The 12,221-nt window shown below is 57.8% G+C and carries 12 protein-coding genes; 6 read left to right on the forward strand and 6 right to left on the reverse strand.

The window, feature by feature from the left end; genetic code table 11:
- Positions 1 to 50: 50 nt before the first annotated feature.
- From ACRCJM_RS07180 to ACRCJM_RS07190, 3 genes are read right to left on the reverse strand one after another with little or no spacing between them, the layout of a single operon-like run.
- Positions 51 to 1,019, reverse strand: coding sequence for an SURF1 family cytochrome oxidase biogenesis protein (locus ACRCJM_RS07180; RefSeq protein ID WP_237234109.1), 969 nt, complete (start codon positions 1,017 to 1,019; stop codon positions 51 to 53).
- A gap of 11 nt (positions 1,020 to 1,030) precedes the next feature.
- Positions 1,031 to 1,273: an acetone carboxylase gene (locus ACRCJM_RS07185; RefSeq protein WP_431464377.1), complete on the reverse strand. Its 243-nt coding sequence runs from the start codon at positions 1,271 to 1,273 to the stop codon at positions 1,031 to 1,033.
- Between the two features lie 3 nt (positions 1,274 to 1,276).
- A complete protein-coding gene (locus ACRCJM_RS07190) occupies positions 1,277 to 1,777 on the reverse strand; it encodes a DUF3099 domain-containing protein (protein ID WP_431464378.1) in 501 nt (166 codons plus the stop codon).
- Positions 1,778 to 1,960: 183 nt separating this feature from the next.
- Between ACRCJM_RS07190 and ACRCJM_RS07195 the strand changes: the two genes are divergently transcribed.
- On the forward strand, positions 1,961 to 2,668 hold the full coding sequence (locus tag ACRCJM_RS07195) for a beta-ketoacyl-ACP reductase (protein ID WP_431464379.1): 708 nt from the start codon (positions 1,961 to 1,963) through the stop codon (positions 2,666 to 2,668).
- Between the two features lie 220 nt (positions 2,669 to 2,888).
- Positions 2,889 to 3,626 carry an SDR family oxidoreductase gene (locus tag ACRCJM_RS07200; protein WP_431464380.1) on the forward strand — a complete coding sequence of 246 codons (738 nt, stop codon included), beginning with the start codon at positions 2,889 to 2,891 and terminating at the stop codon, positions 3,624 to 3,626.
- A 159-nt stretch (positions 3,627 to 3,785) separates the two neighbouring features.
- Here the strand turns inward: ACRCJM_RS07200 and serB are convergent, their stop codons facing one another.
- Entirely contained in the window at positions 3,786 to 4,721 is a 936-nt protein-coding gene (gene serB, locus ACRCJM_RS07205; protein WP_431464381.1) for a phosphoserine phosphatase SerB, read from the reverse strand.
- Positions 4,722 to 4,751: 30 nt separating this feature from the next.
- Between serB and ACRCJM_RS07210 the strand changes: the two genes are divergently transcribed.
- From ACRCJM_RS07210 to ACRCJM_RS07225, 4 genes are all read left to right on the forward strand, one after another.
- Positions 4,752 to 5,537: an ABC transporter ATP-binding protein gene (locus ACRCJM_RS07210; protein WP_431464382.1), complete on the forward strand. Its 786-nt coding sequence runs from the start codon at positions 4,752 to 4,754 to the stop codon at positions 5,535 to 5,537.
- A gap of 10 nt (positions 5,538 to 5,547) precedes the next feature.
- On the forward strand, positions 5,548 to 6,426 hold the full coding sequence (locus ACRCJM_RS07215) for a TrmH family RNA methyltransferase (RefSeq protein WP_431464383.1): 879 nt from the start codon (positions 5,548 to 5,550) through the stop codon (positions 6,424 to 6,426).
- A gap of 97 nt (positions 6,427 to 6,523) precedes the next feature.
- Positions 6,524 to 6,781, forward strand: coding sequence for a type B 50S ribosomal protein L31 (locus tag ACRCJM_RS07220; RefSeq protein ID WP_083091002.1), 258 nt, complete (start codon positions 6,524 to 6,526; stop codon positions 6,779 to 6,781).
- 171 nt (positions 6,782 to 6,952) lie between these two features.
- Entirely contained in the window at positions 6,953 to 8,086 is a 1,134-nt protein-coding gene (locus ACRCJM_RS07225) for an LCP family protein (protein ID WP_431464384.1), read from the forward strand.
- An 85-nt stretch (positions 8,087 to 8,171) separates the two neighbouring features.
- Here ACRCJM_RS07225 and ACRCJM_RS07230 read toward each other — a convergent pair whose 3' ends face one another.
- Entirely contained in the window at positions 8,172 to 9,341 is a 1,170-nt protein-coding gene (locus ACRCJM_RS07230) for a hypothetical protein (protein ID WP_431464385.1), read from the reverse strand.
- Positions 9,342 to 9,456: 115 nt separating this feature from the next.
- Positions 9,457 to 12,117, reverse strand: coding sequence for an aminopeptidase N (gene pepN, locus ACRCJM_RS07235; protein ID WP_431464386.1), 2,661 nt, complete (start codon positions 12,115 to 12,117; stop codon positions 9,457 to 9,459).
- Positions 12,118 to 12,221 lie beyond the last annotated feature (104 nt).

Here is a 12,221-nt window from a genome sequence, read left to right on the forward strand (position 1 = left end):
ACCTGAACCGGTGGAGGGGAGCATTTTCTTTTCTCAATCACCCACAAAGCCTAGCGGTAGAGCTGTTCATCGAGCAGGGCGTCCTCCACCTCTTCATCGGTAATCTTCTTACTGCGCTTAGGGGCCTTAGGGCGCACAATGGACTTCATATGCGCGGGCATATCATCCACAAACTCCATGCGGCGGCGTACCACCTCTTCGTCCTCATCGCCGATATACGTGCCATCAGCATCGTAGAACTGACCAAAATAAGCCTCAAGCTCAGCGGCAACCTGCGCATCGAGCTCATCGTTACGCACCTTCTGGCGGGCAGACCAGAAATAAGCAATATAGAACATGGCCGCAAAACAGTACCACTGCACCGAATACGACAGGTTCGGCCCGTAATCTTCCTCCGGCTTATCCTTGACAACCGGGGCGCTTGCCGGAGCCGGGCTCTCAGAAGCCATCACACCGTAGTTGACCGTATCGACATCAAGACCGGTCACCTCAGCAACCTCGGGAAGGTCAATACTGCTAATCTGCCCATCCACCGATGAAGCACCCGTATCAATCTCACCCTCCACCAGACGCACCGTAATCGTCACCTGCCCAGCCGGGGGAGCAGGCACCGGGGAAGCCGTCGAACCGGCATCCCCAAACGCAGCCTCCATCCAGCCGCGGTTGACCACCACAATATGGCCCTGATCGGTCTGGAAAGGCACCAGCACCTCATACCCGTTCAACCCGTTATAGGGCCGGTTGCGCACCAGCAACTGGTGCTCACTCAGGTACTGGCCGGTCATGGTCACCGGCTGCCAGCGCAGCTCAGAATGAGCGGACGCAAACAGGCTAGAATCGTCCGCAAAATCCAGGGGAGCGGCATCATAGTTCTGCGAAATACGCTCATTCGAAAAATCAAGCGCCTCCTTACGGCTCATCTGCCAGCTCGCCAAATACAGGCACACCAGCGAGGCGACCACCGTCAGCACAAACAGGCCAACCCACTTACCAGAGAGCAAAAAACCGTATTTCTTCACAAGCAACCACCCTATCCCAGAGGGACAGTCTGCTTCCAAAAACTACGCGCCACCAAAAAATCCTGCAAATACTGCACGTGCTCCTCACAGGCCGCCCAGCTCTTGAGCCGCTCCGGGGCATGCACCTTCGGGTTATTCCACAGCACCTCAAAACGAGCCTGCTCCTGGCAGCCCTTACGGCTACACTTCACAAACTCAGGCCCCTGGTCACTACCATCGGCCTGACCCTGATTCAAAGAACCTAAAATATCCACCCGCTACTCCTTACCGTCCTCATCAAAAACCACTTCACCATCAATAATCATCGGCTCAATAGAACCCTCAGCCGCAGAACCTTCCGGGTGAGCGCTCGCCTGGGTACGGCTACCAGCTGGCCCACCGGCGTCCGCCCCCTCAGCCGCAGCGGCACGAGCTACCCGATCAGCCTGAGCCGCCTCAATAGCAGCCTGCTGCTCCGGCGGCAGCATGGCAGAAAAACCGCCACCACCCTGCTTAGCCTCACCGTTAGCCACCACCACAGCCGTCCAAGGAATAATCGCAGCCGCAGCCAGGCACACCCACTGCCACACACCGTCCACCATCACCGCAGCAATAATAAAAACAATGCGTAAAAACATCTTGAAGGCATACACCTTAGCCCGCGAACTAACCCCCACCGACTGCCGCTCAGCAGCGTCCGTAATCTCAAAAACCTCAGAATCGCCCGAAGAGTACCCGGCAGCCTTCAAATCCTCAGCAGTCCAATACTTCTGCGCCACCGGTACCCTCCTCACACAGGCTCAAACTCACCCCACCAGTCTACCCCTCGCACGCACACCCCGCCCGACCCCTTAATCAAACCCGCCAGGCCAAATAACACGCGCCTACTTGAACAAACCACCACTTTTTTCTCAAGAGCGTAAGATAGGGGCAGAAACAAAACCCCACAACAAGGTGAAACAATGACCAACCCCACCGTACTCATCACCGGCGGCAACCGCGGCATCGGCCACGCCATCGCCACCGAATTCAAAAAAGCCGGCTACAACGTCGCCATCACCTACCGCAGCGGCGAACCCCCCGCCGACTTCTTCGCTGTCAAAGCAGACGTCACCGACTCAGTCTCCATCGACGCAGCCTTCACTGCCGTCGAAGCAGAATTTGGCCCCGTCGGCGTCGTCATCGCCAACGCAGGTATCACCAAAGATACCCTGCTCATGCGCATGAAAGAAGACGACTTCACCTCCGTCATCGACACCAACCTCACCGGAGCCTTCCGCGTCGCCCAGCGCGCCACCAAGGGCCTGCTCAAAAACAAGGGCGGCCGCATCATCTTCATCTCCTCCGTCGTCGGCCTCTACGGCAACCCCGGCCAGGTCAACTACTCCGCCTCCAAAGCAGGCCTCGTCGGCATGGCCCGCTCCATCACCCGCGAACTCGGCGCCCGCAACATCACCGCCAACGTCATCGCCCCCGGCTTCATCAAAACCGACATGACCGACCAACTCTCCGACGACCTCAAAAAGCAATACACCGACTCCATCCCCGCCCGCCGCTTCGCCGAACCCAAAGAAATCGCCGACGTAGCCCTCTTCCTTGCCTCCGACGCCGCAGGGTACATCTCAGGTGCCGTGATTCCTGTTGATGGTGGTTTGGGTATGGGGCACTAAACGGGTAAACAATAGCAGCCTGGCCGGTGTGTGCCCGTCCGCGACCCTCTCACTCCTCGCCCGGGGGCTCGTCGTGATTCACGCCAGCCCCGAGCCAGCGGACGGGGCACACACCTTCCCAGGCTGCTGTGTAGGATAGCCCCAGCCAGTCGGCTGCCGGGGAGCTGCCGCCCATCGCTACTTAAACAAATCATTTGTACAACGCTTACAAGGACTAAGAATGTCACTTCAGAACAAGACCATTATCATTACCGGTTCCTCCCGCGGCGTGGGCGCAGATACCGCCCAGATTCTTGCCGCCCAGGGAGCCAACATCATCGTCAACTACCGCTCCAAGGCCCCCCGTGCCACCAAGGTAGTTGCCGCCATTGAAGAGGCCGGCGGCAAGGCTATAGCCGTTCAGGGTGACGTCACCAAGGCCGAGGACGCCGCCGCCCTGGTAGAGGCTGCCATCGAGAACTACGGCTCCCTGGACTACCTCATTCTCAACGCCTCAGGTGGTATGGAAGCCGGTATGCCTGACGACTACGCCATGGTGCTCAACCGCGACTCCCAGCTGCGCCTGGCCCGCCTAGCCGCAGAGAAGATGAACCCCGGCGGCCGCATCGTCTTTGTGACCAGCCACCAGGCCCACTTCATCCGCGAAGTAGAGACCATGCCCGAGTACAAGCCGGTTGCTGAGTCCAAGCGCGCCGGCGAGGACGCCCTGCTAGCAGAAATCCCCGCCCTCACCGAAAAGGGCATCTCCCTGGTGGTTATCTCCGCCGACATGATTGAAGGTACCGTCACCGCGGCCCTGCTCAACCGCCTGCACCCCGGCGCTATTGAGGCCCGCCGTGAAGAAGCCGGCAAACTTTACACCGTCAACGAGTTTGCCCAGGAAGTTGCCAAGATGGTAACTGCCGACGTTGAAACCGGCCACATCGAGCTGGTCGGCGGCGCAGGCGGCTTCATTTAAGTAGTCACCCGCCGAACTTTGTACCGCACCCTGCCCGTTTTTAAGGTCAAAAGTGGGCAGGGCATGGTACAAACCCGATGATTTCATCACGTAAAAGGACGCTGATAGCCACCTACCAGCGTCCTTTTCCTATTGCGTGAGGGCAGTGCCCACAAATCTTTAGAGCCCAGCGAAGTGGCGTACCGCGTCCAGGCGCAGGGTGTTGATCTGGGCGTCGGCGACCTCCAGCAGGGCAGTCTTGGCGTTGAAAGCAACACCCAGCCCTGCCTCAAGGATCATGAGCACATCGTTGGCACCATCGCCCACAGCAATGGTCTGGGAGGACTTGATATCGAACTCCTTGGCCCACTCCTTCAGCGACTCCTTCTTGACCTCACCGGTAATGACCTCGCCGGTGACCTTGCCGGTCAGCTTACCCTCGATGATGTCAAGGACGTTGGCGCGCGCCTTGGAAAGGTTCAGGTAGCCCGCCAGCGGGGAGAGTACCTGCACGAAACCACCGGATACAACGCACACCTCGTGGCCGGCAGCCAGGAAAACTTCAACCAGCTTGGTGGCACCGGGGGAGTAGAGCACCTGAGAAGCTACCTCGTCGATGACTGACTCATCGAGACCAGCAAGGGTAGCTACCCGCTCACGCAGGGAGGACTCAAAGTCTAGCTCCCCCCGCATAGCGCGTTCGGTGACCTCGGCAACCTCAGCGCCGCGTTCTGCCGCGGCTGCCAGCTCGTCAATAACCTCCTGGCGGATCAGGGTGGAATCGACATCCATGATGAGTAGCTTCTTCTCATCATTGGCTAGCTCAGCGGGTACCACATTCAGGTCAAAACCCAGCGAGCGCGGCCCATCGAGTAACCCTAGGGCACCTCGGGCGTCCGCTACTCCGCCACGCTCCCACTGCGCAGAAGCCAGATAAACCGAATAGTCTGGCCCCTCAGCTTCCCGTTCTACACGGGAGGCAGGAACATCCATTAGAAGACCGGACTCAAGCTCCAGGCCCTCAACCGCCTGCAGTGCAGCGACCAGCTGCTCCTCGGTAGCAATCAGGGGGGCATCAGCGCGAGAAATAGCAACAATATTCACAGAAGTACTCATAGGCACCATTATCTACTAAAGTTGTGAACCATGGCATCAGTTCTTGAACTTAATAAGGTTACTGTCTCACGAAGCGGTAAGAACCTCATCCACAACATCACCTGGTCTGTCGAAGAAGGCGAACGCTGGGTCGTCCTTGGCCCCAATGGCGCGGGCAAAACCACCCTGCTCTCCATTGCCGCCGCCCGCCTGCACCCTACCCGCGGTGAAGTTGATATTCTCGATGAAATTCTCGGCGCTGTTGACGTCTTTGAACTGCGCCCCCGCATCGGTCTTTCCTCAGCCCCCATGGCCTCCCAAATCCCCGGCAACGAAACTGTGCTCGATGTTGTCATCACCGCAGCCTACGGGGTAGCAGGCCGCTGGAATGAAGAATACGACTCCTTCGACGATAACCAGGGTAAGGCCCTGCTGGAGGACTGGGGGGTAGCCCACCTGGCTGACCGCCCCTTCGGTACCCTCTCGGAAGGTGAGAAGAAGCGTGTGCTCATTGCCCGAGCCCTGATGACCGACCCCGAAATGATGATTCTCGATGAACCCGGTGCCGGTATGGATATTGCCGGGCGTGAAGACCTGGTCAAGCGCCTGACCAACCTGGCCCTAGACCCCTACGCCCCTGCCACTATTCTGGTCACCCACCACCTGGAAGAGATTCCCGCGGGCTTCACCCACGCCCTGCTCCTGCGCGAGGGCGAAATTGTAGCTGCTGGCCCCATCGAAGAAACCCTCACCCAGGCCAATGTTTCTGCCACCTATGGTCTAGACCTAGACCTCACCAGTCACGATTCTGGCCGCTACTCAGCCTTCGCCCGCTAGAGAACCGAGAATGAAGCCCAAACAGCTCACCCCTGAGCAGCTGGCAGAACGCTCCGCCCGCGTTGCTGCCCTGCCTAACGTACGTCCCCTCAGCACTGCCCCGGACGACGCCACCCGCTTCTACACCCACCTGACAGACGTCAAACTGCGCTCCGTCAAAGAACCCGAATGGGGTATCTACATTGCTGAATCATCTAAGGTAATCCGCCGGGCGCTAGCGGCTGGGCACCGGCCGGTGTCCTTTCTCATGAGTGAGAAGTGGGCGGACGACCTGCTCGACGTGCTCCAGGAGCACCCCCAGGTTCCTGCTTTCGTGGGCGGCGAGGACGAACTGGAGCAGGTCACCGGCTTTGCCCTGCACCGCGGGGCCCTGGCAGCTATGGCCAGGCCTGAACCCCTGCCGCTGGAGAACCTGTTGGCGGGGGTAAGGCGCATCGCCATCCTTGAGGATATTGTGGACCACACCAACGTGGGGGCCATTTTCCGCTCAGCAGCGGCCCTAGACATTGACCTGGTGCTGGTGACCCCGCGCTGCGCAGACCCCCTCTACCGCCGCTCAATTCGCGTCTCCATGGGAACCGTCTTCCAAGTTCCCTGGGCCCGCCTTGACTCATGGCCAGGTGCGCTTGACACCCTGCACGCAGCGGGCTTCACCACCGCAGCACTTGCCCTGGAAGAAGACTCCCTGAGCCTAACTGAGCTGGCAGACCGCAAGGACGACAAACTGGCCCTAATCCTGGGTACAGAAGGGCACGGCCTAGCAAAGAGCACCTTAGCAGCCACCCGGTACACCGTCATGATCCCCATGAGCCACGGGGTCGATTCTTTGAACGTAGCGGCCGCCTCAGCTGTTGCCTTCTGGGAAACCCGCCCAAAGATGGTAGAGTAGTTCCTCGGTTGTAAACCGCAACCACCGGTAGGCACCCGCCCCGGTAGCAACAAGATATGCACTGGCAAAATCCAGGGCACGAAGAAGGTAAAATATCATGCAGGCTGGCATCCACCCTGAATACAACTACGTTCTCTTCCGCGACCTCGCATCAGGCGAGACCTTCCTGACCAAGTCAACCATGACTTCTCAGAAGACCGAAAAGTGGGAAGACGGCAACGAATACCCCCTCGTTGAAGTTGAAATCTCATCAGCTTCACACCCCTTCTACACCGGCAAGCAGCGCATCATGGACGCCGCAGGTCGTGTTGAGCGCTTCAACGCTCGCTTCGCAAACTTCGGCAAGAAGGCCTAAGTTTACAGCCAGCTATTACAGGCTTAATATCACACCCCGTGACCGTGATTTACCACGCGTTACGGGGTGTTTTTGTAGGTTCACTGCGTAGAATTGGGTTCGATTCACTCCGCGTACCGCACCCTTTTGCCGGGTGGGTACGCCCCTTTTGAGATTAGTTAGGGAGGTACCGTGTCCGTCGAGGCTCACGAAGAACCTAAAAAGAAGAAAAGCAAAAAAGCCCTCTGGATTACCCTGCTCATTCTGCTGCTGATTCCGGTTATTGCTGTGGGCGGCTACCTGTTCATGATCAATAAGGCCTGGAATAAGTCCGAGACCTTTGATAACGCCATGCCCAATGATGACGGTAGTGTGAGTAGCCCCCACAGTGATGAGCTGCAAGCTTTGGTCGATTCAGCAAAAATCGTTAACGATTCAGGGAAAGATAACATCACTGAGGGTGATGCTAACGGTAACGGTATCCTCGATATCTATGAAGGCGGTGCCGTCACTGCCCGTCCCGTAAACACTGCTGCTACTGACATCCTTTTGCTGGGTTCTGACCAGCGTACCGGAGCTGAGGCGCTACATGTTTCTGGCGCCCGTGCCGATACCATCATGGTGCTTCACATTCCTGAAGACGGCTCAGCTGCCTACCTGATTTCAATCATGCGTGACACCTGGGTTAATATTCCCGGGTACGGCTCCCATAAGGTAAATGCCGGTCTGAACTACGGCGGTATTGATCTACAGGTTGCTACTATTGAGCAGCTTCTTGGTATTCAGATGGATCACGTTGCTGAAATAGACTTCCAGGGCTTTAAAGCCCTGGTAGATACCCTGGGTGGAGTTACAGTTGATGTTCCCCTCAGCTTTTCAACCGGGAATAATACCTTTATTGCAGGGCCTCAAACTCTGAACGGTAGTCAAGCTCTTGAATTTGTTCGTGAACGCTACAGCTTCTCAGACGGTGACTACCAGCGTGTCCGAAATCAGCGTGCCTTCCTGCGCGGTGTGTATAACAAGCTGAGGGCTGATGGTGCTTTATCATCAGCTAGTAAGTTGTTGCAGGTCATTGAGTCTGTTTCACCCTACATGAGCGTAGATCAGGGTCTGTCACCTTCCGCCATCGTGGGTATTGCCCAGCCTGTGCTTTCCAACGGTAATACCCAGCTGGTCTCCATGACCCTGTCGAATGCCGGTACCGGCTGGTCCTGGGACGGCCAGTCCATCGTGGTCCTCGATGCCGCTGCAACCAGCGCCCTATCATATGCCTTGCAGACCGATACCATGCCTAGTTACATTGCTACCTACGGTTCTGACTAAGCCCAGGTAGCCCCTCGCCAGAGGATATAAGGGGAGCCCCACCAAACTAGTGGGGCTCCCTTTATATTTTCTTTTGATAGTGATGCTAGTGTTCGAGCGGGTCGGCAGATACTTCTTCTTCGGTATAGCTGTTATCGCGACCGACGAAGAGAGCCAGGAAGGCTACGGATGCGCCGAGCACTATACCTAAAATGCCGAGCAGGGGCTTGAAGAAGACAAGAACCAGGCCCGTGACCAGGATTAGCCCGCCGACAAGCCCAAGGAGAACAGAGATACGCTGTAGGCCCAGGGAGTTCGCTGTAGTGGGTTCTGCGGCTTCTACGCCGTTGGTTTCAAGGGCGGTGGGCTCGCTTGCGGCCGGACGGCTGGGCATGAGTGAGCGCTTCTTCTTGGGGGCGTTGCTGCGGGTCGCTTCACCCTCGGTCGGCACGTAGGCGGGGGGCACCTCGTAGGAGGGCGCGGCCGGTAGAAGCTCGGGTAGGTAGTTGGGGAGCTCCTGGTACCATTCGGCAGGAATTTCAGAGGGGCGGACGGCCTGCACTGTCAGGGACAGCTCAAAGGAGTTGCCGCGGATGGTGCCCCAGGCGCTGGTGAGCTTATCGTGCTCGTAGGCGTAGCGGATGACGGGGGCTAGCTGCTCGGAGATCTGGGTGGAGAGGCGGCCTACCACCTTGCGGTCGTGCAGGACATCAACAGAGTCAACCACACGCCCGTCCGCGTGCTTAATCTGGTTGTTCTCCAGGGAGAGAATCACTCGGCCCTCACCGGAGGGAGGCAGGATGGAGTGTAGGTACTCGGAATGGTCCTTCTCATCGAGCACCTTCATAGAGGCCCCCTGGGGTAGCAGGGTTGCCTGGGTGGGGGCGTTGTTGAGGGGAAAAAGGGAGCCAGGGGCGCTCAGGGAGAGCTGGCCGCTGCTTTCGATGTGGGTTTCACCGGTGACCCCGCGCAGTACAGCAGAAAGCTGCATGCGGGTCACAGCGTCGTAGCCCGAGGCCACAACGCGGGTAATCGGGCCCCAGTAGGCAGCGGAGTCCTCGGGAGAAAGACGCCCCAGCTTGAGGTCGTCAGCATAGACCGCAATGGCCTGGGGCTGGTAGGGGTTATCGGGTTCTGGCACAAGGCGAACCTCACCGTTCCAGACCCGCTCGCGGTCAATCAAGAGTTCTTCAAAAACCTGAAGAATTTCTGCATCGTAGTAGTCATCGGTGATGACCTGAACGGTGCCGCGATCGCCCAGTACGTAGTCGGTCACAGTAGGCTCCTTATCCCAAAAAGTTACTCTCTATAGCTTCTCACGAAAAAGCCGGTTTTGGTTTGCAATGCTGCGCCCCAAAACCGGCTTTCTGCGTAGATTCCCAGGTAAAGACCTAGTTACCTGCCCCCTCTTCGGCGGCAGATGCGTTATAGGCCTGAGCGGTAAGGATACGGACGGCATCATCGAGCAGCTCCCGCACCAGTCGCACCAGGGCGGTGGGGGCGTCCGTATGCTCGGCTAGCCAGCGCTCGGTGGCACGGACGACCGGGTGGGTTCCTGCTGTGCCCTCTGCCAGCTCTACCGCCGGGTAGAGGCCACGAATAACGCGGGTAGCCATACCGCCGGTACGGGCAGCCCAGGTGGGGGCAAGAAGCTCAAAGAAAGCATCCCGGTAACCGGTGCGCAGCTCCTCCGGCCCGTGCTGGAAACCAGCAGCGGTCGCTGACAGCAACTCATTCGAAAGGCCCATATCTTCAGTCACCAGGTTCCAGGCAGCCTGCTTCGCAGCCGCCACCGGCAGAGCAGCGGTCGCAAAAGCATAGCCACGCTCAGCCGTGGCAGAAGGACGGAAAGACCGCGCCTCATCCAGCTCCTGCCGGGTCACCGCGTCCTGAACCGCAAGCGCCCCCAGAGCCTTCCAACCCAGAGTCTGGTTATAGCTCATACCAGGAGCATCAGAAATAAAGCCCTCAACCTGCCCGCTTGCACCCCGCGCCAGATCCTGAGCGAACTCAAGACCCAACTGCGAATGCGCCGACACAGACAGCAGCGCCCGCACCAGAATCAACTGCTCATCGCTACCCTCCTTCGCGCCAGCAAGAGCCTCAGACAGCGCAGCATACAGGGCATCCCACAGCTCACCACGAGCACCCGCCGGGGTATACAAAGAAATCGCAGCCTGCGCCTGATCCACAATATTCGACAGTAGGGTAGCGGACGGCTCAGCAGCGGCAGCCTGCCCCACAGCCAGCACAAACCGGCGGCTAGCAAGCTTGCCATCACGCACCATATTCCACAAGCTACCCCACAGCAGACCCCGCGACAGGGCATCCTCCACCGACGACACCTGACTCAAAGCAAACTCAAGCCCATCAGCCTCAGCCAGGGCAACCTTCGCATAGGTCAAATCCTCAGCATTGAGCAAAACCACATCAGCAGCAGCCACAAGAGCCTGCTCCTGCTCAGTCAACCCAACCAGCATCTCATTCTGACCCACAGGAATATCAGCCGACACCACACCCGTGGGCACCAGACGCCCGCCCTCAGAGGCGAACAGGGCAATCTTCAACAGATGCGGACGCCCCAACTCAGCGGGAACACCCACAGGCAACTGCTGACGCACCACCAACTGCACAGAACCATTAGCACCGGTCACACGCTCACACGATAACTCAGACAAACCACTCGTCTGCAACCACGCCTCAGCCCAAGTACGAACATCACGATCAGAGACCTCATCGAGCACACCCAAGAAATCATCAAGAGTCGTATTACCCCACTCAAACCGCTTAAAGTAAACCCGAGCAGCCTCAATAAACTGATCAAACCCAACATAAGCAACCAGCTGCTTCAAGGCGCTCGCACCCTTGGCGTAGGTAATACCGTCAAAGTTCTGACGGGCAGCTTCAAGGTGGGGGATATCGGCCACAATCGGGTGAGTTGTCGGCAGCTGATCCTGACGGTAAGCCCAGGCCTTACGGGAATTCGCAAAGGTGACCCAGGCGTCCTTATAGCCATTGGCCTCAGCAGCGCCCAGATGCCCCATGAAGTCTGCAAAAGACTCCTTGAGCCACAGGTCATTCCACCACTTCATGGTGACCAGGTCACCAAACCACATGTGGCTCATCTCGTGGCAAATCACATTAGCCCGGCCCTCAAGCTGGGACTCATCAGCACCGGAGACAAAAATGTACCCCTCGGTGAAGGTCACCAGGCCGGGGTTCTCCATTGCCCCCAGGTTGTATTCCGGCACAAAAGCCTGCTCGTACTTGGGGTAGGGGTAGGCATAGTCAAAGAGGTCTTGGAAGAAGTCCAGGCCCTGCTTGGTCACGGCAAAGATGTTCTGGTAGTCAAAATGCTCTTTGAGCGACTGGCGGCAGTAGGCAACCAGGGGGATAGACCCAGAATTAACAGCGGACGCCGGGGTGTAGGTATCGAAAGCGGTAAAGTACTCGCCCGCCACAATAGCGGTGATATAGGTAGAAATACGGGCAGTCGGCTTGAAAACACGCTTAGAAATCGATGAATCTGACGGGTCATCAATTTCGCGGTCCAGCTCAGCATTCGAGCTCACCACCCAGCTCTTAGGGGCCGTAATACGGAAGTTGAACACAGCCTTCAAATCAGGCTGCTCAAAATTCGGGAAAACCCGACGACAATCCGCCGGCTCATACTGGGTGTAGAGGTAAACCTTGCCATCGGCCGGGTCGATGTAGCGGTGCAGACCCTCACCCGAGCGGCTAAAGTATGATCGGCCCTTGATGGTGAGAGTATTTTCCGTCTGTAACTGGGGGAGGGTGATGCGGGAGCCTTCAACCACCTCATCAACAGGTAGCGATACCCCGTTGAGCTTCACCGACTCCACCGACTGATGAATGTAGTCAATAAAGGTGCTAGCACCCTCGGTCGCCGTAAACCGGACGGTGGTGGCTACCGGGTAGGTTTCAAAATCAGAGCTGGCATGGGTGAGATCAACATGCACATCGTAGGTATCAACGCTGATAGTACGGGCGCGCAGGGCGGCTTCTTCTTGAGTCAAATTTTCGTTATTCACATCACTATAGTAAGCCCCTGTATGTACAAGGTCGAGCTGGGGAGTGATGGTGGGGTGGTGGAAGGTAGATTTTGCACGTTCGCTCAACATTGTGTATAGTAATA

This window comes from Rothia sp. L_38 (assembly GCF_050689125.1).
Taxonomy (GTDB): Bacteria; Actinomycetota; Actinomycetes; order Actinomycetales; family Micrococcaceae; genus Rothia.